The sequence below is a fragment of the Sporichthyaceae bacterium genome, assembly GCA_036269075.1.
Classification (GTDB): domain Bacteria; phylum Actinomycetota; class Actinomycetes; order Sporichthyales; family Sporichthyaceae; genus DASQPJ01.
Genome location: DATASX010000103.1, coordinates 74165 through 96898, shown reverse-complemented (window position 1 = coordinate 96898; position 22734 = coordinate 74165). Strand labels below are relative to the sequence as shown.

Annotated in this window: 20 protein-coding genes; 11 read left to right on the top strand and 9 right to left on the bottom strand. The window is 69.3% G+C overall.

The features are described from left to right. The first annotated feature begins 38 nt into the window (after positions 1-38). On the top strand, positions 39-2546 hold the full coding sequence (locus VHU88_19450) for a glycogen/starch/alpha-glucan phosphorylase (GenBank protein ID HEX3613873.1): 2508 nt from the start codon (positions 39-41) through the stop codon (positions 2544-2546). A gap of 18 nt (positions 2547-2564) precedes the next feature. On the opposite strand, the gene VHU88_19445 is transcribed toward VHU88_19450, so the two are convergent. After that, positions 2565-3026, bottom strand: a complete 462-nt coding sequence (locus tag VHU88_19445) for a PPOX class F420-dependent oxidoreductase (GenBank protein HEX3613872.1) — start codon at positions 3024-3026, stop codon at positions 2565-2567. A 230-nt stretch (positions 3027-3256) separates the two neighbouring features. Between VHU88_19445 and VHU88_19440 the strand changes: the two genes are divergently transcribed. Then, on the top strand, positions 3257-4555 hold the full coding sequence (locus VHU88_19440; protein HEX3613871.1) for a hypothetical protein: 1299 nt from the start codon (positions 3257-3259) through the stop codon (positions 4553-4555). A 92-nt stretch (positions 4556-4647) separates the two neighbouring features. Here VHU88_19440 and VHU88_19435 read toward each other — a convergent pair whose 3' ends face one another. Next, entirely contained in the window at positions 4648-5901 is a 1254-nt protein-coding gene (locus tag VHU88_19435; GenBank protein HEX3613870.1) for an MFS transporter, read from the bottom strand. A gap of 152 nt (positions 5902-6053) precedes the next feature. On the opposite strand from VHU88_19435, the gene VHU88_19430 reads away from it, so the two are divergent. Beyond that, positions 6054-6641: a TetR/AcrR family transcriptional regulator gene (locus VHU88_19430; GenBank protein ID HEX3613869.1), complete on the top strand. Its 588-nt coding sequence runs from the start codon at positions 6054-6056 to the stop codon at positions 6639-6641. Positions 6642-6648: 7 nt separating this feature from the next. Here the strand turns inward: VHU88_19430 and VHU88_19425 are convergent, their stop codons facing one another. Continuing rightward, the gene (locus VHU88_19425; GenBank protein ID HEX3613868.1) at positions 6649-8166 is read right to left on the bottom strand and encodes an aldehyde dehydrogenase; all 1518 of its coding nucleotides are present in this window, start codon (positions 8164-8166) and stop codon (positions 6649-6651) included. 63 nt (positions 8167-8229) lie between these two features. Between VHU88_19425 and VHU88_19420 the strand changes: the two genes are divergently transcribed. Genes VHU88_19420 through VHU88_19405 form a run of 4 tightly spaced genes read left to right on the top strand, consistent with a single transcriptional unit; the run spans position 8230 to position 13138 of the window. Then, on the top strand, positions 8230-9549 hold the full coding sequence (locus tag VHU88_19420) for a cytochrome P450 (GenBank protein ID HEX3613867.1): 1320 nt from the start codon (positions 8230-8232) through the stop codon (positions 9547-9549). 36 nt (positions 9550-9585) lie between these two features. Next, the gene (locus VHU88_19415; GenBank protein HEX3613866.1) at positions 9586-11082 is read left to right on the top strand and encodes an aldehyde dehydrogenase family protein; all 1497 of its coding nucleotides are present in this window, start codon (positions 9586-9588) and stop codon (positions 11080-11082) included. After that, on the top strand, positions 11075-12292 hold the full coding sequence (locus VHU88_19410) for an amidohydrolase family protein (GenBank protein HEX3613865.1): 1218 nt from the start codon (positions 11075-11077) through the stop codon (positions 12290-12292). The genes VHU88_19415 and VHU88_19410 overlap by 8 nt, the downstream gene beginning before the upstream one ends. 3 nt (positions 12293-12295) lie before the next feature. After that, complete coding sequence (locus VHU88_19405; GenBank protein ID HEX3613864.1) at positions 12296-13138, top strand: mycofactocin-coupled SDR family oxidoreductase; 843 nt, start codon at positions 12296-12298, stop codon at positions 13136-13138. 1 nt (position 13139) lies between these two features. Here the strand turns inward: VHU88_19405 and VHU88_19400 are convergent, their stop codons facing one another. Beyond that, a complete protein-coding gene (locus VHU88_19400; protein ID HEX3613863.1) occupies positions 13140-13568 on the bottom strand; it encodes a MarR family transcriptional regulator in 429 nt (142 codons plus the stop codon). 49 nt (positions 13569-13617) lie between these two features. Continuing rightward, on the bottom strand, positions 13618-15597 hold the full coding sequence (locus VHU88_19395) for an acetoacetate--CoA ligase (protein HEX3613862.1): 1980 nt from the start codon (positions 15595-15597) through the stop codon (positions 13618-13620). 186 nt (positions 15598-15783) lie between these two features. On the opposite strand from VHU88_19395, the gene VHU88_19390 reads away from it, so the two are divergent. Further along, the gene (locus tag VHU88_19390; protein ID HEX3613861.1) at positions 15784-16773 is read left to right on the top strand and encodes an LLM class flavin-dependent oxidoreductase; all 990 of its coding nucleotides are present in this window, start codon (positions 15784-15786) and stop codon (positions 16771-16773) included. A 73-nt stretch (positions 16774-16846) separates the two neighbouring features. Here VHU88_19390 and VHU88_19385 read toward each other — a convergent pair whose 3' ends face one another. Continuing rightward, positions 16847-17815, bottom strand: a complete 969-nt coding sequence (locus VHU88_19385) for an LLM class flavin-dependent oxidoreductase (GenBank protein ID HEX3613860.1) — start codon at positions 17813-17815, stop codon at positions 16847-16849. 406 nt (positions 17816-18221) lie between these two features. Next, the gene (locus VHU88_19380; GenBank protein HEX3613859.1) at positions 18222-19025 is read right to left on the bottom strand and encodes a hypothetical protein; all 804 of its coding nucleotides are present in this window, start codon (positions 19023-19025) and stop codon (positions 18222-18224) included. Here VHU88_19380 and VHU88_19375 point away from each other — a divergent pair. After that, positions 19024-19446 carry an HNH endonuclease signature motif containing protein gene (locus tag VHU88_19375; protein HEX3613858.1) on the top strand — a complete coding sequence of 141 codons (423 nt, stop codon included), beginning with the start codon at positions 19024-19026 and terminating at the stop codon, positions 19444-19446. The genes VHU88_19380 and VHU88_19375 overlap by 2 nt on opposite strands. 21 nt (positions 19447-19467) lie before the next feature. Here the strand turns inward: VHU88_19375 and VHU88_19370 are convergent, their stop codons facing one another. Then, entirely contained in the window at positions 19468-21024 is a 1557-nt protein-coding gene (locus VHU88_19370; protein ID HEX3613857.1) for an MFS transporter, read from the bottom strand. Between the two features lie 108 nt (positions 21025-21132). Between VHU88_19370 and VHU88_19365 the strand changes: the two genes are divergently transcribed. Continuing rightward, the gene (locus VHU88_19365) at positions 21133-21765 is read left to right on the top strand and encodes a TetR/AcrR family transcriptional regulator (GenBank protein ID HEX3613856.1); all 633 of its coding nucleotides are present in this window, start codon (positions 21133-21135) and stop codon (positions 21763-21765) included. A gap of 21 nt (positions 21766-21786) precedes the next feature. On the opposite strand, the gene VHU88_19360 is transcribed toward VHU88_19365, so the two are convergent. After that, a complete protein-coding gene (locus VHU88_19360; GenBank protein ID HEX3613855.1) occupies positions 21787-22233 on the bottom strand; it encodes a helix-turn-helix domain-containing protein in 447 nt (148 codons plus the stop codon). A gap of 108 nt (positions 22234-22341) precedes the next feature. Here VHU88_19360 and VHU88_19355 point away from each other — a divergent pair, with 108 nt between their 5' ends. After that, a complete protein-coding gene (locus tag VHU88_19355; protein HEX3613854.1) occupies positions 22342-22734 on the top strand; it encodes a tautomerase family protein in 393 nt (130 codons plus the stop codon).

The following is a 22734-nucleotide window of genomic DNA, read 5'->3' as shown; positions in this document are numbered from 1 at the left end:
TTCACCCCCTTGTCACACACCGATGCCACGCTCCGCCCGTGACCGACTTGATGCCGGCAGCCACCGCCGCTGCCTCCTCGTCCGAAGCGCCCGGCCACAGCCGCACCGGGATGGACGCCGATTCACTGCGGCGCGGGATCGTCGATCACCTGCGGTACTCGGTCGGCCGCCCGGCCGCCGCGTTGAACCCGGACCACTACTACCGGGCGCTGGCACTCGCGGTCCGGGACCGCATGCAGGACAACCGGGTGGTCTCGACGCAGACGTCGCTGGACCTGAGCCGGAAGATCACCTGCTACCTCTCGGCCGAGTTCCTGATGGGTCCTCAGTTGGGCGCGAACCTGCTCAACCTCGGGATCGAGGCCGAGGCGCGCGCGGCGCTGCAGGAACTCGGCCAGGATCTGGACGAGGTGCTCGGTTGCGAGCCGGAGCCGGGTCTGGGCAACGGCGGTCTGGGCCGGCTGGCGGCCTGCTACCTGGATTCGCTGGCCACGTTGGCGCGCCCGGCGATCGGCTACGGCATCCGCTACGAGTTCGGCATCTTCAACCAGGAGATCCGCGACGGCTGGCAGGTCGAGAAGACCGACAACTGGCTGGCCAAGGGCAACCCGTGGGAGATCGCCAAACCGGACGTGAGCTTCCTGGTCAAGTGGGGCGGCTTCGCCGAGCGTTACCGCGACGAGGAGGGCCGCGATCGCGTCAAGTGGATCCCGGGGCGGGTCCTGAAAGGCGTCGCCTACGACACCCCGATCCAGGGCTACGACGTGCACACCTGCAACGTGCTGACCCTGTGGAGCGCCCGCGCCGTCGAGTCGTTCGCGCTGGACGCGTTCAACACCGGCGACTATTACAAGGCGGTCGAGGACGAGGTCAGCTCCGAGACCGTCACCAAGGTGCTCTACCCGAACGACGAGCCGGAGGCGGGCAAGCGGCTGCGACTGCTGCAGCAGTACTTCTTCGTCTCGTGCTCGCTGCAGCACGTGCTGCACATCATGGACGACCTCGAGGGCGCTTCGGTGCACCGGCTCCCGCACCGGTTCGCCCTGCAGCTCAACGACACGCACCCGTCCATCGCGGTCGCCGAGTTGATGCGCCTGCTGGTCGACGAGCGTCAACTCGACTGGGACGAGGCCTGGGCCATCACGGTCGCGACGTTCGGCTACACCAACCACACGCTGCTGCCGGAGGCCTTGGAGACCTGGCCGCTGGCGATGTTCAGCGAGTCGTTGCCGCGCCACCTCGAGATCATCTTCGAGATCAACCGGCGTTTCCTGGACGAGGTCCGCGGGAAGTTCCCCGGCGACGACGACCGGCTGCGGCGCATGTCGCTGATCGGCGAGAACGGCGGCAGGAGTGTGCGCATGGCGCACCTGGCAACCGTCGGCAGCCACGCGATCAACGGTGTGGCTGCCCTGCATTCGGAACTGCTCAAGGAAAGTGTGCTCAAGGACTTCTACGAGATGTGGCCGGAACGGTTCTCGAACAAGACCAACGGGGTGACCCCGCGACGCTTCCTGGCGCTGTCGAATCCTGGCCTGCGCTCGCTGCTGGACCGCACGATCGGTGCCGGCTGGCTACGTGACCTCGAGCGCCTGCGTGGACTGGAGGAATTCGCCGACGACCCGAAGTTCCAGCAGGAATGGCGCGACGTCAAGCGGGCCAACAAGGTCCGGCTCGCGGAGTACGTGCAGGACACCACCGATCTGGAGCTGAACCCGGACTGGCTGTTCGACATCCAGGTCAAGCGGATCCACGAGTACAAGCGTCAGCACCTCAACGTGCTGCACATCCTGACCGAGTACCAACGCCTCAAGCAGAATCCGGGTCTGGCCATCACCTCGCGGGCGTTCGTGTTCGGCGGCAAGGCGGCGCCCGGTTATTTCATGGCGAAGCGGATCATCAAGCTGATCAATGCCGTCGGCGAGGTCGTCAACAACGATCCCGAGGTGAACCGGTTCCTCCAGGTCGCCTTCGTCCCGAACTTCAACGTGCGCAGCGCCGAACTCATCTACCCGGCCGCGGATCTGTCCGAGCAGATCTCCACGGCGGGCAAGGAAGCCTCCGGCACCGGCAACATGAAGTTCATGCTCAACGGTGCGCTGACCATCGGCACGCTCGACGGCGCGAACGTCGAGATCCGCGAGGAAGCCGGCGCCGAGAACTTCTTCCTGTTCGGTCTGACGGTCGAGGAGATCGAGCAACTCAAGCGCGAGGGCTACCGCCCCGCCGACCGGATCGCGGCCGACCCGCAGCTTGCCGCGGTGCTGGAAATGCTTACCGACGGGACGTTCTCTTGCGGCGACGCCGACCTGTTCCGGCCGGTCGTCGACAACCTGCGTTTCGACGACCCGTTCCTGGTGCTGGCCGACTACGCGGCGTTCATCGAGTGTCAGGACCGGGTGAGCGTCGTCTGGCAGGACACCGCGCGGTGGTCGCGCATGTCGATCCTGAACACCGCCCGCAGCGGGAAGTTCTCCTCCGACCGCGCGATCGCGGAGTACTGCGAGGACATCTGGAGCGTCTCGCCGGTCACCGTCAAGCGCTGACCGGGCGCCGGGTCCGCCTCAGGCCGGACGCGCTGGGAAGCCGCCTGTCGCGATCGGGCCCCAGCGCTGCGGCGTGATGCGGATCAGGCATTTGCCTTGGCGCTGCATGGCCGCGCGGTAGTCGTCCCAGTCGGAGTGCTCGCCGGCGATCGCCCGGAAGTAGTCGACCAACGGCTCCAGCGCCTCGGGCAGGTCGAGCACCTGCGCGGTGCCGTCGACCTGTACCCAGGGCCCGTCCCACTCGTCGGACAGGACCAGCAGGCTTACCGCAGGATCCGCCCGGAGATTGTGCACCTTGGCCCGTTCCGGATAGCTGGCGATCACCACCCGACCGGCGGCGTCGACCCCGGCGGTGACCGGCGACTGCTGGATCCCGCCGGAGGCTCGGCGGGTGGTCAGGAGCATGTGATGGCGCCCGGTCACGAACTCCAGCAGGCCGGCTCGATCGACGGACGTGTTCGTGGCGATCTTGGGGCTCATCCGGCCACCCTACGGGCACCAGTGATCTGACGCTAAGTCAGTTGTCCGAGTGAACTGACGCGGCTGCGGAGATGATCTCTGCGCAGCCGCCCCGTGAGCGGCACACGAAGCGTTGGGCCATCCGGGTGAATCAGACGGCGCCGGAGTTTGGACTACGCGCCGCGGGCCAACAGACATCCGGTGCGACGCGAGTGCCGCGTCGGCACTTGTCTCGCAATTCTGGGGGAAACGTGTCCGGTCGACTGAAAAACCACAAACGCACCCGCCTGGCCGCCGCCTGCCTCGCGGCCGGCGCGCTGGTGTCGGTCGGGATGACGGCGGCCGGTCCGGCCGGGGCGGCGACGGCGCGTGCGTCGGCCGAGCAGTGCCCGCTGCTGTTCGCGATGGCGTGCGCCGAGGCCCAGGCCGGGCCGGGTCCGGCGGGGCCGGCGGGGCCGACAGGGCCCGCCGGACCTCCCGGCCAGGCCGGACCGGCGGCTTCGAGCGTGACCCCGAGCGGCGCCACCCCGGCGGTCGTGGTGCCGGGGGCCAAGGCCGCACCGACGGCGGCCGCAGGGTGCGCTTCGAACACCCCGGTGTCCACCTGGGCGGCCCTGGTCGACTGCTTCGACGCCGGCGGCAACCGCACCATCACGTTGGGCGCTGACATCGCGGACGACTCGAGCCACGGACGAATGTCCGTGCCGGCCGGCGCCACTGTCGGGATCGACCTGCACGGCCACCACCTCGCGGTCAGCCAGGCTCCGGCGGGCGACGCCGCGATCGCGGTCCCGACCGGGACGACCCTGGTGGTCTCGGACGGGGTGGGTGGCGGCGAATTGATCGCCGGCGCCCAGGACGGCGGGGGCGCCGGGATCGGCGGCGACGCGACCGCGTCGGCCGGCAACGTGCACGTCCGCGGCGCGCAGGTCCGGGCCACCGGCGGCACCGGTAGTTCCTTCGGCGGCGGGGGCGCCGGGATCGGGGGTGGCGGTGGCGCGGCCGGTAGCGGTGGTCGCGGCGGCTCCGGCGGCATCACCACCGACGACTCCGGCACGGTCATCGCCGGCGGGGCCGGGAACGGCTACGGCGGTGGCGGTGGCGCCGGGATCGGCGGTGGGGGCGGCGGGGCGGCCGCAGGCAAGAACGCCCCCGGTGGGGCCGGCGGCTACGCGGGCACGGCCACCGTTGTCGGTACGGGCACGCTGACGGCTGTCGGTGGCGGCAGCGACAACAGCGGTGGCGGCGGTGCGGGCATCGGCGGTGGCGGCGGCGGCTTCGGCGGCACCGGTGGCGAGGGTGGCTCCGGCGGCAGCGAGACCCACAGCGGTAGCGGGACCGTCACGGCAATCGGTGGCGGGAACAACGAGACGGCCGGTGGCGGCTCCGGGGTAGGCGGCGGTGGTGGCGGACGCGGCTTCACCGCGGGCGGGGCCGGGGGCCCGGCCGGCGCGATCGAGGGCCCGGTTGCCGCCACCGGTGGGGGGAACAACCATGACGCCGCCGACGGTGCGGCTGTTGGTACCGGTGGGGCCGGCTTCAAGGGCTGAGTTCCACCGCGGGGGAAACCGGGGGAAGCGCGACGCCGCGAGCGGGAGTACCGCTCGCGGCGTCGCCGCGTCCGATCCGTGCTGACGATCCGTCAGATCGCGTGCTGTGCGGGCCGTTCGGCTACGCCCGCGACCGCGGCTCGGCGGTCGGCGGCGGTCGCCTGGACCGGGATCGGGAGTGCCGCCGGGGAGGTCCGGATCGTCCGCTTGAGGGCGACCAGGGCGACTGCGGACAGCACCATCACCGCGACGCCGTACTCCCGGGCGGTGGCCATGATGTCGCCGGTGTGGGAGACCGCGATCCCGGCCAGGATCGCCGGGACGCCGAAGCCGACGTAGGAGACCACGAACAGGACCGAGATCACCCCGGCCCGCTCGTGCGCGCCGACCGTCATCGCGACCGAGCGCAGCGCGCCCTGGAAGGCCGCGCCGAACCCGACGCCCGCCACGACCGCGGCCAGCCAGAATCCGTTCGCCGACACGTCGCCGGCGAGCAGAGTCAGGCCGACGCCGGCGAACAACGCGACGACGCCGATGAGCATCAACTGCTGCGGCGAGGCGTAGCGCAGTGCCAGGACGGCGAGGGCCGCGCTGCCGGCCAGCACGAACAGTGCGGCGCCGCCGAAGACGTGGTTGTCCGACCCGGTGATCCGGCGAACCAACGCCGGACCGAGTGAGGCGTAGAAGCCTGCGATGGACCAGGACGCCAGCATTGCCGGGGCGGCGGCGCGCAGCGGCCCGCGGGCGGCCGGCGGCAGTGCGAACCGCGGCCGCAGCGACGCCAGCGCACCGGGGGCCCGGGTCACGGTCTCCGGTGCCAGGGCGACGCCGACGGCCTGCACCGCGAACACTGCGAACCACACCGCATAGATCGTCTGCCGCGGGGCGGGCAGATACTCCACGAACGCCCCGGCGACCACCGCGCCGACGCCGGTGCCCAGCAGTGGCGCGACCGCGCCGGCGGTGGCGCCGTGCTTCTTGCTCAGGTCGAGCAGTCCGGCACCGAGTGCGCCGAGTGCAGCGCCGGTGGACATCCCCTGCACGAACCGTGCCGCCATCAGCACCGGGACGCTGTGGGCGCCCAGGAACAGGGCGAGCGCTACCGCCTGGATGCCGAGGGCGGTCATCAGGACCGGGCGCCGGCCGATGTGGTCGGAGAGCCGGCCGACCGTCAGGAGCGCGCCGAGCACCGAGGCGGCGTAGACCGCGAACACCAACGTGGTCGTCGTCGGCGAGTAGTGCCACTCGCGCTGATAGACGCCGTACAGCGGGGTCGGGGCGCTGGCCGAGGCCAGGAAGCTGAACGCCAGTGACGCGAGCAGCACGAACGCTGCGCGGTCGCTCATGCGGTGACGGCGGGTGAAGGCGAGCCCAATCAAGGAAATCGTGCCCGGGGCGGCGATCGTGGCCATGAAGGTCCTCTTCGTCTGGTGCCCTTGAGTAGACAGGTCTGTCTGTCCATTGATAGTAGACAGACCTGTCTGTTAGAGTCAACTCCATGACCACCGCCACCGCTCCGGCGCACCGCTCGGGCACCGCTCGGGATCGCCTGCTGCGGGCGGCCGACGAGCTGTTCTACGCAGAGGGCATCAACACCGTCGGCATCGACCGGGTGATCGAGCACGCCGGGGTCGCCAAGGCCAGCCTGTACTCCACCTTCGGCGGCAAGGACCAGCTCATCCGCGCCTACCTGCTGCAGCGGCACGAGCTGCGTAAGGCCCGGGTGGAGCGGCACCAGGCCCGCCACATCGACCCCCGGGATCGCCTGCTGGCGGTCTTCGACTCGTACGCGGAGGCCTGTGCCGATCCGACCTATCACGGTTGCCCGTTCCTGGCGGCGACCGGCGAGTCCCGGACCGACACGACGGTGCGCGAGATCGCGGCGGTGACTCGGGAATTCACCCGGGACTGCTTCCGCGCCGACGTCGAGCGGCTCGGTGTCTCCGACGCGGAGGAGTTGGTCGGCCAACTCGCGCTGCTCTACGACGGTGTCGTCGTGGGTTGGCAGATGGAGGCCGACTTGGTCACCGTGAGCCGGGCCCGGGAGATGGCCGCGGTGATGATCGACCGCGCCCCGCGCAGCTGACGCTAGGTCAGTTGTCCGCCGCCGGCGGTTCCGCGCCGAGCGGCAACGTGATCGACTTCAGTTCCAGGAACGACTCCAGGCCCTCGACGGAGCGTTCGACGCCGAGCCCGGACTCCTTGCGGCCGGCGAACGGGCCACCGCCGCCGGCCGCCGGGGCGCCGTTGATCGCGACCGTGCCGGTGACGATGCGGCTCGCGACGCGCACCGCGGCGGCGATGTCGTCGCCGTACACCGCGCCGCCGAGGCCGTACCTGCTGTCGTTGGCGATCGCGACGGCCTCCTGCTCGTCGGCGTAGGTGATCACCGACAGCACCGGGCCGAAGATCTCCTCCTGGGCGATGTCCATCTTGTTGTCGACGTCGACGAACACGGTCGGCTCGACGTACCAACCCGTCGGCTGATCCGTCGGGCGCCCGCCGCCGAGCACCACCGTGGCGCCCGCGGCCCTGCCGGACTCGATGAACCGCTCCACGCCGGTCCGCTGCCGCGCCGCGGCCAACGGCCCGAAGTCGGTGTCAGGGTCGTGCGGGTCGCCGATCTTCAGCGAGGACAGGTATCCGACCAGTCCCGCGACCACGGTGTCGCGGTCCGCCTCGTGCACCAGCACCCGGTTGGTCGAGACGCAGATCTGGCCGCAGTTGCGCAGCGATCCGGCGACCAGCGCCGGGAAGTACGGCGTCATGTCGGTGCCGGGCAGGATGACCGCGGCCGACTTCCCGCCGAGTTCGAGGGTCACCGCACGCAGTTTCTCCGCGCAGGCGGCTGCGATCGCCCGCCCACCGTTCGGGCTTCCGGTGAACGTGACGTGGTCGATCGCAGGGTGGCTCACCAGGTAGGAGCCGATCTCGACGCCGCCGTTCACGATGCTCAGCACGCCTTTCGGCAGTTGGGCCTCGACGGCGGCCTCGCCGATCAGGTAGGCGGACAGCGGGCACTCCGGGGCCGGCTTGACGATGATCGGGCAGCCCATCAGCAGCGACGGGATGATCTTCTGCAGCTCGATCATCACTGGTGAGTTCCACGGGGTGATGCCCGCGACCACGCCGATCGGCTCGCGCACCACGAGGACCTTGCCGACCATGCCCTGCCGCACCTCGCGGAACACGACCTGCCCGGCGTCGCGGATCATCGCCTCGAGCGTCGGGCGGATGCCGTTGTAGTTCTCGACCGTGAACTTGTGGGTCGCGCCCACCTCGTCGGTCTGCAGCCGCAGCACCTGATCGCGCCGGGCATCGAGCGCATCGACCAGGCGGCGCAGGTACTCGGCGCGTTCCGCGACGGACAGTCGCGGCCACGGGCCGGAGTCGAAGGCGGCGCGGGCTCCGGCGACGGCCAGGTCCACCTCGTGGCTGGTCGCGACCGGTACCCGGCCGACGACCTGCTCGGTGGACGGCGAGATGACGTCCAGGAAGTCGGGCCCGCTCGCCGGCACCCAAACGCCGGCGATGAAGTGGTCGCTCCGCACGAACATGTTCGCAGCCTTCCCGTCGATGCGGGCGTTGTCAACTCGCTTGTTGACTGACATAGTGACACTACGAACTATCCAGCCCAGACTGTAGATCTTCCGCGTTCGAGGGGAGCGACCCGCATGCCGCCCACGACCGAGACGTCGGTGCCCGCGCAGGCGCCGGAGGCGCCTGCGGACGGCGGGAGGTGCCCGTTCGCCCGGGTGAACACCATCGGGGACATCGGCCGCTTGCTGCGCTCACGCACCGCCGTCACGCACGACCCGTACCTGTTCGCGAACGCCAAGGAAGACCCGGTCAACGGTGAGATCAATGTCCGGGAGTTCCTCGGCGCCTCGATGATGTACGTCGAGGGCCCGTCGCACCGCAACCGCCGCAAGGCGCTGAACCCGCTGGTCCGCGCCGACGCGCTGTCGCACATCCGCGAGGACATCATCCTTCCCGAGGCCGACCGACTGCTCGCCGCCCGCCTTTCCGGGTCCGACGCGGACGGCGCGTACCGCGTCGACCTCGTCGAGTTCCTCGAGAAGGTCTTCATCCACTTCACCGCCAAGCTGATCGGCTTCACCGGCCTGGACACCGACGAGCGCATCGCGCGGCTGGCCTCGTTCACCGGTCCGCTCGCCGCCGGCACCAGCTCCGGCTACCTCGAGGACCGCGACGCGGTGAACGCCCGCGCGCTCGCCGCCAAGGCGCAATACATCGAGGAGTTCTTCGCCCCGTCGTTGCAGTGGCATCACGACCAGCGCAAACGCATCGACGCCGGCGAGATCGCCGAGGAAGACGTGCCGGACAGCCTGCTGAAGTTCGCCGCCGCAGGCGTCTGCCCGGAGTGGCTGGACGACCACAAGCTCGTCGTGGAGTCGACCCTGCTGTTCGCCGCGTCAGTCGGCACCAGCACCCAGTCGATCATTCACACCGTCGACCTGCTGCAGCCGTGGTTCGCCGAGCACCCCGAGGACCTGGCGCTGGCGACCGACGCGTCGTTCCTGCTGCACAGCCTGCAGGAGATCATCCGGATGCGGGCACCGTTCGCGCCGTACCAGACCAGGCTGTCGCTGGAGGAGAACACCCTCTGCACCGGCGAGAAGGTCTACCCCAACCAGGAACTGCACATCGAGTACGTGCTGGCCAACCGCGACCCGGAGATCTTCGGCGCCGACGCTGCCGACTTCAATCCCCACCGGCCCGACCCGACAGACGGCTCGCCCCGCTACGGCGTCGGCTTCGGCATCGGATCGCATCAGTGCTACGGCCTGCGTGTGGTCGTCGGCCACGAGGGCAAGGGCGGCGCGCACCTGGAACTGCTGCGCAAGCTGATGAGCCTCGGCGTCCGCCCGGATCCGGAGCGTGAGCCGGTGACCCTCAAGAAGGACATGAGCAAGTTCCTCATCGGCGACATCCCGCGCTACCTGCAGTACTGGGTCGTCCTGGACCGCTGAGCCCACCGGGTTTCCGCTTCGCAGGAAGGTAAGGCAGTGACTGGCGTTTCCCAGAGCATCGCGGGGCTCGACCTCGCGATTCCCCATGCCGGCGAGTTCTTCATCGGTGGCCGTTGGGTTCCCGCGGCCGGCGACGGCTTGTTCTCGGTCGTGAACCCGAGCAACGAAGCGGTCCTCGCCGCGCTGCCTGAAGTCTCGTTCGAGGACGTCGACCGGGCGGTGTCCGCGGCGCGGCTGGCGTTCGACAGTGGTGTCTGGTCGAACCTGACGGTGGCCGCGCGAGCCGCGAAGCTACGTCCGTTCACCGACGCGCTGCTCGCGCGCAAGGACCAGATCGGCGATGCCTGGGGCGCCGAGTGCGGCCCGACCAAGGCTTTCCGTGACGCCATCAACGGAATCGTCGCTCCGGTGCTGTACGACGACGCCTACGCCACCGCGGCGCTGCTGCCGGAGAGCGAGGAGCGCACCGGCTTCGCCGGGCAGGTGACGATCGTGCGCGAGCCGTTCGGCGTCGCGGTCACGATCCTCACCTACAACGGCCCGTTGGCCTACCTGGGCATGAAGGTGCTGCCGGCGTTGCTCTCGGGCAACACCGTCGTCCTGAAGCTCCCGGTCGAGACCCGCCTGGTCGCGCAGTTCATCGCGCAGGCGGCTGCCGAGGCCGCCCTGCCGGCCGGTGTGATCAACGTGCTGCCCGCCGGCGCCGACGCCAGCCAGTACCTGGTCGAGCACCCCGGGGTGGACCTGGTCAGCTTCACCGGTGGCACGACTGTCGGGTCGAAGATCCTGCACAGCACGGCGGATCGCATCGTCAAGACCACCCTCGAGCTGGGCGGCAAGTCGGCGGGCATCGTCGCCGACGACATCCCGCTGCCGCAGCTGATCGGGGCGTTGCTGCCGGGCCTGATTCCGTTCCAGGGCCAGGTCTGCGTGGCGATCACCCGCTTGTTGGTCTCGCGCCAACGCCACGACGAGATCGTCGGCGCGCTGGCCGGTGTGTTCGGCAGCTTGAAGATCGGCGACGCGATGGACCCGACCACCGACTTCGGTCCGGTCGCGGTCGAGCGCACCCGGACGCGCTGCGAGCAGTTCGTGGAGATCGCGCTGAAGGAAGGTGCGGAGATCGCCTACGGCGGAAAGCGCCCGGCCGGTCTGGACAAGGGCTGGTTCTTCGAGCCCACACTGCTCACGAACGTGCGGAACGAACACACGGTCGCGCAGGAGGAGGTGTTCGGTCCGGTGTTCACCGTCATCACCTACGACGACATCGACGACGCGATTCGAATGGCCAACGACTCGCAGTACGGCTTGGCCGCGGCGGTTTACACGAACGACAACAACCTGGCCCGCAGTGTCGCCCGACGCGTCCGAGCCGGCAGTGTCACGACGAACTCCAGCGGCGGCGTCCTCGGCCAGCCTTTCGGCGGGTTCAAGCGTTCCGGGTTCGGCCGGGAGATGGGCATCGAGGGCTTCCGGGAATGGGCCACCAGCAAGGTGATCAAGGTGAATGACGAAGGGAACTTCCTTGCCTGACTCGACGTTCAAGCCGCGTGAGAGCGGCCCGTTCGCCGGGCTGAAGCTCATCGACGCCGACTCCCACATCACCGAGGCCGAGGACCTGTGGACCTCCCGCACCCCGGCCAAGTTCGCCGACCGGGTGCCGCAGACCCGCTTCGACACGGACGGCGAGAGCTACTGGTTCGTCGACGGCCGCAAGCTGAGCCGCAACAACTCGATCGCGTTCGTGAACAAGGCCGGGGAGAAGATCCCGTACTACGGCGCCAACATGGAGCTGGCCGACGGCCGGATCGGCGCCGCCAAGGAGGACATCCACCGCGCCGCCGTCGAGGCCAAGCCGCGGGTGGACCTGCTGGACGAGATGGGCATCTACGCCCAGATCGTCTACCCGAATATCATGGGCTTCGCCGCCCCGGCGATGGTGCAGGACCTGGACCGCGACCTGTCCTACGTGATCTGCCAGATCTACAACGACGCGATGCGCGAGTGGCAGGCCGAGGGCTCCGAGCGCCTGCTGCCCCAGGCCATGTTGCCGTTCTGGGACATCGAGCAATCGATCGCGGAAGCCAAGCGGGCCAGGGACATCGGGCTGTCCGGCGTGCTGATGGCCGGCGAGCCGCACCTCGGTGGCCTGCCCGACCTGGGCCAGGAGCACTGGTACCCCCTCTACGAGGTCCTCGAGGACCTCGAACTACCGATCAACATCCACATCGGCGCCCGCAACTGGAAGGGCGAACAGGGCGGGGCGGCTTGGCCGTCGCTGCCGGAGCGCGCCGCCAAGCCGGTCCGCTCCATCCAGACGGAGCTGTCGAACAGCCGGTTCATCTCGAACCTGTGCGCCTCCGATCTGCTGATCAAGTTCCCGAAGCTGAACTGGGTCAGCGTCGAGTCCGGCATCGGCTGGATCCCTTACGTGCTCGAGCGGATCGACTACGAGTACCGCGAGGAATTCCCCGGCGGGGAGGAACCGGAGCTGCCGCCGGCCAAGGAACTGTTCCAGATGGGCGTCTACGGCACGTTCTGGTTCGAGGACGCCGGCCCCCTGGCGCTGCTCGACCGCATCGGGGCAGACAACGTGCTGTGGGAAACCGACTTCCCGCACCCGACCAGTCTCTACCCGAATCCGGTTGAGCGCTCCGAGCAGAAGCTCGCGAAGCTCGACCCGGCCGTGGTTCGCAAGATCGTGCAGGACAACGCCGCCAAGCTGTACAAGATCGAGGTCTGAGGCATGGGCCAGCTCGCGGGCAGGGTCGCATTCATCACCGGCGGGGCCCGTGGCCAGGGCCGCTCGCACGCCCTCGCGCTGGCGCGGGAGGGCTGCGACGTAGTCGTCACCGACATCGCGGCTGACGTGCCGGGGCTGGGTTACCCGATGGCGACGCCCGATCAGCTGGCCGAGACGGTGAAACTCGTCGAGGAGCTGGGCGTCCGCGCGTTGGGCCTGGAGGTCGACGCCCGAGACACCGTCGCGGTCAACGCGGCAGTGTCTCGCACGGTCGAGGAGTTCGGCCGGCTCGACATCCTGCTGGCCAACCACGGCATCGTCGATTTCTCGACGGTGGAGAACACCACCGACGAGCTCTGGGACACGGTCGTCGACACCAATCTGAACGGGATCTTCAAGGCGATCCGGGCCGTCATCCCGCAGATGAAGGTCCAACGCTTCGGTCGCATCGTGGCGACCTCGTCGATGGGCGCGCGGCAGACCGCGCCGAACCTGGCGCACTACATCGCGGCCAAGTGGGGCGTGATCGGGTTGGTCAAGACGGCGGCGTTGGAGCTGGCGGACTTCGGCATCACGGTCAACGCGATCTGCCCGGGTGCGGTCGGCACCGACCTGTTCTTCAACCAACCTACCTACGATGTCTTCTGCCCCGACCTGCCGAAGCCGGTGACCGAGGAGCAGTTCCGCAAGCGCCTCGACGACCTGAACTACGGGCTGAACGGCGTGCGCTACCTCGAGACCGAGGACGTCACGCGGACGATGCTTTATCTGGTGCTCGACCGGGGCCTGATCAGTGGTCAGGTCGCCGAGATCGGCCTACTCGGTCCGGCTCGGTCGATCTACTGATTCAGTGTTCGGCGAGCCGAGCCAGCAGTCGAACGGCCTTGGCGATCTCGGCCCGTTCGGCAGCTGTGAAGTGCTTGTCCAGCGTGGTGGCCAGCCAGTCGCTGCGGGCCTGGCGCCGCACCTGGATCGCGGCGCCCGTCTCGCTGGTCAGCGCGATGAACTGGCGTCGGCTGTCATGCGGGTCCGGGCGGCGTTCGATGAACCCGCCCTTCTCCAGCGCGGCGATCGTCGCGGCCATTGACTGCGGGCGGACTCGTTCGGCCCGCGCGAGATCGCTGGTGGAGACGGGGCCTTCCTTGTCGAGGCGGTCGAGGACTGAGGCCATCGACGGGGTGATCGTCTCGAGGTGGCTGACCTCGCGCAGTCGTCGCTGGATCCGGGACACGACCGCGGTGATCTCCCGAGCGGTTGCCTGCGAGCGACTTGACACGAGCGTGCAGGCTAGCCTGCACAGGTACAGCTGTCCATCTGGCTGCTGATCAGCTCTTCGCGAGCCGGTCGGCCGCGAACTTCGCGTACCAGCGCAGGGCCTCGGGGCTGTCGACCGAGGCAATGTTCGCGGCCTTCTCCAACGGCGTCCCGCGCAGCAGCTTCTTGATGGGGACCTCGAGCCGTTTGCCGCTCAAGGTGTGCGGCACCGCAGGCGCCTCGACGATCTCGTCGGGGACGTGACGGGCCGTCAGTCGGCTCCGCAACGTGGTGACGATCTTCTGCTTGAGCTCCTCGTCGAGCTGATGTCCCTCCGCGGGGACGACGAACAGGCCGAGCCAGTAGCCGTCGTCGGGCAGGTCGAGGCCGATGATCAGCGTCTCGACGATTTCCGGCATCGTCTCCAGGACGTCGTAGAAGTCGCTGCTGCCCAGCCGAACGCCCTGCCGATTCAGCGTCGAGTCCGAGCGCCCGTGGACCGAGACGCTGCCGTCGGAGTGCATCGTCACCCAGTCGCCGTGCCGCCACACGCCGGGCCAGGCGTCGAAGTAGGATTCCATGTAGCGGACGGCATCTGGGTCGTTCCACAGGTACACCGGCATCGAGGGCATCGGCTGCTTGATCACCAGGTCACCGACCTGATCGACGACCTCTTTGCCGTCCTCGTCCCAGGCCGCGCAATCCACGCCGGCCACCTTGCCGCTGATGCGGCCGAGGAGGACCGGGGCGTATTCGTTCGCGCCGACGAAGGATCCGGAGATGTCGGTGCCGCCGGACGTCGAGTCGATCCGCACGTCCGGGCCGATGTGCTCCAGCACCCAGTGATAGCCGGCCGAGGGCAACGCCGACCCGCTGACCGACAGATGCCGCAGCGCCGACAGGTCCCACTGCGACCGGGGAGAGATCCCGGTGTTGGCGATCGTGGTGACCACCGCGGCGCCGAGCAGCATGACCTGCGCCCCGGTACGGGCGGCGACTTCCCAGATCGAGCCGGGAGGGAAGTTGGGCGCGCCCTCGTAGAGGACCAGGCTCGCGCCCTGGGTGAGGGCGTCCAGTTGGATGTTCCACAGCGCCCAGCCGGTCGAGGTGTAGCTGAACATCCGCTCACCCTCGCGCAGGCCGGCGTAGAGGCCGGCCCATTGGAAGGCCTGCAGCGTGATCCCGCCGTGGCTGTGCACCAGGCCCTTGGGCAACCCGGTCGTGCCGGAGGTGAACAGCACCCACAACGGGTGGGAGAACTCGACCTGCTCGAATTCGGCGGGCACTTCCTGCGCCAGCAGGTCGTCCCACGGGATCGAGCCGTCCGGGTGCGGTCGGTGGAAGGCGTAGGGGACGTGCACGAAGTGCCGAAGCGTCGGCAGGTTGGCGCGCAACTGCGCGACAACCTCGCCGCGGTCGATGTGTTTGCCGTTCCAGTGGTAGCCGTCCACCGCGATGAGCACGGTCGGCTCCAGTTGCGCCAGGCGTCCGATGGTGCCCTCGGCGCCGAAATCGGGCGAGCAGCACGCCCACACGGCGCCCACCGCGGCCGCTGCCAGCGACGCAATTACGGCGTGCTCGGTGTTCGGCAGGTACGCCGCCACGCGGTCACCGGGGCGCACGGCGGCCCGGCGCAGCCATCCGGCCGCCGCGGCCACCTGGGCTCGCAGCGACCCACGGCTGATCTCGCGGTGCGGTCCGCCGCCCTCCTGCGCGCACACGAGCGCGGTGGCGTCGTCGTCCCCGGTGCGCAGCGCCTGCTCGGCCCAGTTCAGGCGAGCTCCGGGGAACCAGCGGGTGTGGGGCATGGGCTCGGGGGTGCGCACCGCGGTCCACGGTTGCGAGAAGCCGATCCGGTAGTAGTCGATCAGAGACACCCAGAACCGATCGATGTCCGCCACCGACCAGGCCCACAGCGCGTCGTGATCAGGGAACGCCCGGCCCTCCCGCTTCTCCAACCAGCTGAGGTACTCGCGCAGTGGCGAGCTCTCAATCCGAGCTGCCGAGGGACTCCAGAGCGTCTCGCTGGCCTGCGTCACGTCACCGGTCATGGCTGAAAGATAGGGACGACCACGCCCGCCGGCGACCGCCGGTCTGCGCAGTTAACGCGGATTTGAGACCGGGCCTGAGGCAGTGCACCAGAATTCGGCGTGATAGACCGAGCCTGGAACGTAAGTAGCGTGGGGCCCACGGAGTACGGGACCACGCGACAAGGACGCCTCGAGGAGGCCGCAGCAATGAAGCTCGCTCTCTACCTTCCGAACTTCCGCACCAAGGTGACGCTCCAGGAGATTGATGAGCTCACCGCGCTCGCGGAGGATCTGGACTTCGACTCCGTCTGGACGCTGGACCGGATCGTGGTTCCAGAGGCGTCCGACCGAATGGAGCTGCAGCACTCCTTCGGCATGATGACCGAGTTCCCCAAGGGCATGCCGGTGCAGGCCCGCGGGGAGTGGTTCCAGGGCTTCCCGTTGCTCCCGTACCTCGCCGCGAAGACCAGCAAGATCCGCATCGGCATGAGCATCATCGACACGCCGTACCGGTCTCCGGGCGTGCTGGCGACCGAGCTGGCCACCATCGACCACCTCGCCGGTGGCCGGCTCAACGTCGGCGTCGGCTCCGGGTGGATGCCCGAGGAGTTCGCCGCGGCCAGCGCGACCGACATCTTCCCGCGCCGGCACGCACATGTGCGGGAGACCATCGAGATCATGCAGGGCGTCTGGCAGAACGAGCTGTTCGAGTACCACGGCGAGTTCGCCGACTTCGAGCTCTGCGGTTTCGGCCACAAGCCCCTGCAGAAGCCGGGCCCGCCGATCTACTTCAGCGGTCTGAAGGACCCGAAGCGCTCGGCCAAGCGGATCGCCAAGTACGGCCTGCAGGGCTGGATCGGCATCCAGGACACCCCGGAGCAGATCAAGCACTGGAAGACCGAGATCGGGCGCGAGCTCAACGAGTTGGGCCACGACTTCCCGGCCAACTTCGACATGTGCAGCATGATCTGGATGGTCATCACCGACGCCGAGGTCGACCAGGCCGACGCCGGTAAGGGCACGAACCTGCTGGTCGGCACCGTCGGTCAGCTCACCGACCGGCTCAAGGCCTACAAGGAGGCGGGCATGACCATGCCGCTGCTCTGGCCGCCGTTCAACGACGTCCCCACGGCCAAGACCATGGACGACCTGAAGGTGCTGGCCGAGGAGATCATGCCGAAGGTCAACGCCGGCTGAGCTTCCCGCTGTCCGGTCCGGGCCCACGCCATCGCGGCGTGGGCCCGGATGCCGTTCAGACACGGATGGGTTGTCAGCCGCCGATGCCCGCCATCCGCGCGAACGCGGTCAGTTCCCGGTCCAGGTCCGGCCCGGCCGGCTGGTAGATCGCCTCGGTGGCTCCGGCCTTCTCCAACTCGCCCAGCCGATCGCGCAGTTCATCGGCCGGGCCGGTGAAAGTCGAGGACCGGATCCGCGCCGGGGTCAACGCCAGGCGTTCGGCGGGCGCGGCCTCCACCAGGTGCTGGCTCCACACTGCCCTCGCCCGCTGCTCGAGCGGCAACGCTTCGATCGCCGCCCGGTAGTCGGCTCCGCCGGGCAGTTGGTCGACCGCGTCGCCGCCGGTGGCGTAGGTGATGTGGTACGCCGCGCCTGCTCCGGCACCCGCCGCGGCGAGCAGGTGATCGTCGTCGACCGCGCCGGCGGGCAACACGGTGCCGTGCAGCAGCACCGCGTTCCAGGCGAAGCCGCTGCGGGCCACTCCGAACGAGATCACGCCGTCGGCGACCCGGCCGGCGATCTCCAGCCCTTTCGGGCCTTCGGCGGACAGCAGGATCGGGACCTCGATCGGGCGCTCCGCGACCACGCCCGGCGGGTGGAGCAGCTGATGGGTCGTCCCGTTCCACTCCACCGCCTCGCCGCGCAGCAGCGCCCGCAGCGCGACCGTGTAGGCCTCCAGGTCCTTCCACAACCCGGGCTTGCCGCCGTGCATGATCTGTGCACGGCCCGGCCCCAGCCCGATCGCGACTCGCCCCGGAGCCTGCCCGGCCAGCGTTGCCGCGGCGGTGGCAGTCGCCATCAGATGCCGGTAGTCGGGGATGATCACCGCCGTCCCCAGCCCGATGCGGGTGGTCCGATCCGCTGCCCGGGCCAGGGCCATCCAGATGTCGCCGAAGACTGCGGGTGCGTCAAAGCACCAGGCCCGGTGGTAGCCGAGTTCCTCCGCACGAACGATCAGATCCGGGGTCTGCAAGCTCGGCGGGAATCCGACGGATACGTCCATGTCCCCAGCCTGTCAGGCGTGCCGCCGTTGCCGGGTACTCAGTGGTTTGTTGCCGTGCTGCGGTTGCGGTTCAGACGGCCTATAGGAGGGAGGGGGTTCGGACCGTAACCAATGTGCAGGTCCGTTGCACTTCGGTCACCGGTTCCCAAGTCCGGTACCCCTGATCGCAGTAACCAACTACGGCGCCCGGCCACGGGTTCTTCGATCCGGATCCAGCACGCGGCAAGGGCCGTCGGGGCCGCGACCCCGGCCGGGCGGCCCAACCGCGGCCCGCTGAATCCGGGTTCCGTAACGGCGAGCAACCAAGACCGCGGCGTCGCTCGACACCCGCCCCGACCAGCGAAAAACAGGTTCGGGAAACTGCTGATTTCCCCTGCAGAGGTGGGAAAACTGGGCGAGAATAGTCTCATGTCGAACACCAGTTCGAACCGAATGATCTCGGTCGACGAGGCCCTGGACTGGCTCGCGGCCACCCGCGGGCGAGACCACCGGGACCGGCGCGGTCACCGACGGGACGGACGTGCTGGCCCGCATCGGGCTGATCGAGCGGCAGATCGCGATGCTGCACGGCGAGCAGGTGCTGGCCATGGCCGAATGGGTCGCCGACTCCCTTGCCCGGCACCGCGCGGAATGCCCCGCCTGGGTCGACCCGCAGACCTGGGAGCAGTCCCAGGAGCTGGACTTCGCCGAGCGTTTGGCCTACGCCGAGGTCGCCCTGGAGTTGGGCCTGGCCGATCGGACCAGTGATCACCGGGTCCATGTCGCGGTGGAGCTGCGGCGCCGCCTGCCGGGCACCTTGGCCGCGCTGTGCGCCGGGCGAATCACCCTGGCCAAGGCCCGGGTGATCCTGGAGGAGACCGCCGAGCTCGACGCCGAACTGCTCGAGGGCCTGGAAGCGGAGATGCTGGGCAAGGCCGAGGGACTCACCCCGGCGAACCTGCGCCGCGCCACCCGCCGCGCCGTGGCCCGCCTCGACGCCAACGCGGTCGCCAAACGCCGCGCCAAGGCACTCGCGCAACGCTCGGTGAAGATGTGGGAGATCGGCGACGGGATGTCCGCCCTGGAAGCCATCCTGCCCACCCCGGTCGCCGAAACCGCCTTCGCGGTCATCGACGCCACCGCCCGCCAAGCCATCACCCCAGGGGATGAGCGCAGCATCGACGCCGTCCGCGCCGACGCGCTGGTCGACTATCTGTTTCCCCGCCGACATGGCACCGCGGATCAGCTACCAGGTCCAGGTCGTTTCCACCGATCCCGACCTGAACGCCGACCCCACCCGCCGCCTGCCCACCGCGGCCCAAGCCCGCTACATCAACGCCCGCGACCAGCACTGTGTCCACCCCGGTTGCCGGGCCACCCGCACCGAGCACGACCACACCCACGCCCACGCCGGCGGCGGCCCGACCCTGACCAAGAACCTGGCCCTGCGATGCCCGAAGCACCACGGCATCAAGCACCTGCCCGGCTGGAAAGCCACCCAGGACCCCGACGGCACCCTCACCCTGACCACACCGTCCGGGCGGGCCTACCGAACCCGACCACCCGATGCCGACGGAATCGATTCACCGACCGAACGGATTGCCCAGCCCGAGCCGCGTGCGCCGGTGCCCGAGGAACCGCCCCCGTTTTGATCCTGGATGTAGTTCAGCGGCTCACCAGGAGAACTGGGCCGGGCGAGGCTGCCCGCACAACGTCGTTCGCGGCGTCGCCGTGGCGGCGCGGACGCGGCCGGGCAGCAGGAGCGCGCCGATTGCCCCGAGCCAGCAGACGGCCGCGCCCACCAGGCACGCGATGTGCAGCGCGTGCATGAACGAGGACTGGACCTCGGTCAGCAGAGCGAAGTCCTGCGTGCGGCCGGCCGTGGCGATGGCCGTACCGACCGAGTTCCGGACGGCGGCGGGCGCGTGGGCGAGGTGCTGGGCATAGACCGAGGTGAACACGCTGCCGATCACGGCGACCCCCAGCGTGCCGCCGGCCTCGCGAGTCGCGTCGTTGACCGCTGACCCGATGCCGGCCTTGGCCGGTGGCAGCACCGAGAGGATCGACTCGGTGGCCGGGGCGGTGGTCATCCCGAGCCCGGTGCCCAGGAGCACCATCTGGCCGACGATCTGACGGTACGGCAGAAACGTGGGCGAGACCGCGATCCAGGCGAAGGCGGCGCCGAAGATCAGCAGCCCGCTGACCACGATCACCCGGGTCCCGATGCGCGACGCGAGCAGCGCCCCGACCACCGAACCGATCGCGATCGTCACGGCCACCGGCAGGATCCGCACCCCGGTCGACAGGGCACCGTAGCCGCGGATGAACTGGAAGTACTGCGTGATCAGGAAGATGAAGCCGAACAGCGCGAAGAATGCGACGGTCACCGCGGCGCTGGCCGCCGAGAACGCGGGGGTGCGGAACAGACCGACGTCGATCATCGGGCTGCTCGCCCGGCGTTCGATCGCGACGAACAGCACGACGAGCGCGCCGGTGGCGAGGAAACCGGCAGTGCTCAGCGGCGCTGTCCAACCCCGCTGCGGCGCCTCGATGACCGTGTAGACCAGCACGCCGATGCTCGCCGACGCGGTGGCCAGACCGGGCAGGTCGATCCGGGCCGCCGCCGGGTCGGACGACTCCGGTACCAGCACGAAGGTCAACGCGGCGGCCAGTAGCGCGACCGGCGTCAGCGCCAGGAACACCGAGCCCCACCAGAAGTGGGCGAGCAACTCGCCGCCGGTGATCGGGCCGACCGCGACGCCGATTCCGGTCACCGCGCCCCAGACACCGATCGCCTTGGCCCGCTCGCGGCGCTCGGGGAACGCGTTGGTGATGATCGAAAGCGTCGTGGGGAAGATCAGAGCCGCGCATGCGCCCATCGCGAACCGCACGGCGATCAGTTCTCCGGCATCGGAGCACAGCGCGCCGAGTGCGCTGGTCGCGGCGAAGCCGAGCAGCCCTGCCAACAGCGTCGGGCGGCGGCCGAAGCGGTCGCCGATCGAGCCGCCGATGAGCACCAGCGCCGCGAAGGCGAGGTTGTAGCCGTCGACGATCCACTGCAGGTCGCGCGTTCCGGCGTCGAGTCGAAGGGCGAGTTCGGGCAGCGCGACGTTGACGATCGTGGTGTCCAGGTTGATCGCGAAGACCGCGAGGCACGCGGCCGCCAGGACCGCGAACCGGCGCCGATCCTGCCCCCTCCGATCATCGATGATCGGACGGGGCTCTCTCATACGCATGTGGCTCAATCTCATACGCGGGTGGCTCACGCGAAGCTCCTATGTTGACATTGACAACATCGACTGTTGACGAGAGTTGCACGGGAAGTGGACACTGTCAACATGGAGTCGGAGGCGCGGCGGTACCACCACGGCCGGCTACGGGAGGCCCTGGTCGACGCCGGGGTCGAGTTGGCCCGGGTGGAGGGCCCGGACGCGGTCGTGCTGCGGGCCGTCAGTCGCGTTGCCGGGGTCTCGCACAACGCCGCTTACCGGCACTTCGCCGACCGCGACGAGCTTTTGCGTGCCGTCTGCGAGCGCTGCATGAGCGAGCTCGCCCGACTGATGGAACAGCGCATGGCGCAGCTCGCGCCGACCGACCCGGTCAGTGCCGCCTGGGCACGGTTGACCGCCCTCGGACAGGCCTACGTGGAGTTCGCGACCACCGAGCCGGGCTGGTTCCGGACTGCGTTCGCGGTTCCGCGCGGCACCGAAATGTTCGGCCCGGACGAGGGTGTCGGGCCGTGCGGCCTCGGCCCGTTCGGCCTGTTGAACGCCTGTCTGGACGACCTCGTGGCAGTTGGCGCGGTCGGTGAGCAACGGCGCGCGGGCTTGGAGTACGCGGCCTGGGCCTCGGTGCACGGGCTGGCGTCGTTGCTCAACGACGGGCCGCTGCGCGACCTCGGGGAGGCCGATCGGACCGCGGCGCGCGACGTGCTGCTGGAGGTCGTCTCCCGTGGCATGCAAGGAACCTGACATACCGTCAGTATTGTTCGATCACCAGGCGTCGGGCTGGAACTGCGCGGACATCTCGCGCCAGGCGACCTGCTCGCCGCAGTGGGAGCAGGTCATTCGGGGCACCGTCTGGTGGCCGCAGGGGCGGTGGCTCAGCTGCATCGGGGCCACGTCGTTCTTGTAGGTGTCTCCCCAGGAAACCAAGCTCAGCAGCACCGGGTACAGGTCCTGGCCCTTCTTGGTCAGCCGGTACTCGTGCCGGGCCGGGCTCTGCTGGTAGACCACGCGCTCGAGGATTCCCTCCTCGGTCAGCAGTCTCAGGCGGTCGTTCAGCACGTTGTTGCCCAGTCCGAGCTTCGACCGGAAATGGTCGTAGCGCGTCTCGCCGCGGAAGCACTCCCGCAGCACCAGCATCGTCCAGCGCTCCCCGATCACCGCCCAGGTCCGCGCGACGCTGCAGTAAACGTCGCTCAGTTCGTCGTGCCGCATGCGCCCATTATGAGACCTGATTTGAGAGTGAGCAGGTCAGTTGCACTCTTGGGGCGTCCGCGAGTACCGTCAGACTCAATTGAGGTCCATGCTGGGAGGAAGCCGCCGATGCCGTTCTATCGATTCACGGTCCCGCCGGGCAGCGCCTCGTGGGAGCGGCGTACGGACATCGCGGTCGCGACCACCAAGGTGCACTCCGAATTGACCGGCGCGCCGGGGCGCTATGTGCACTGCTCGTTCGCGCAGGCGCCCGCCGACACCACGTTCGTCGCCGGCGAAGCGGTCGCCTCTCACCGGATGATCGGCCTGCTCCGGGACGGCCGCTCGGCCGCCCTGCGCGGTCGGCTCCTGCACGGCATCGCCGATGCCTGGAGCGAGATCGCCGGCGAACCCAAGGCGAACCTGGCGATCTTCCTGCACGAGGTTCCCGGCGCCAACGTCCTGGAGGACGGGGTGATCCTGCCCGAGGCCGTCGCTGACCCAGGCGCGATCACGCACTGA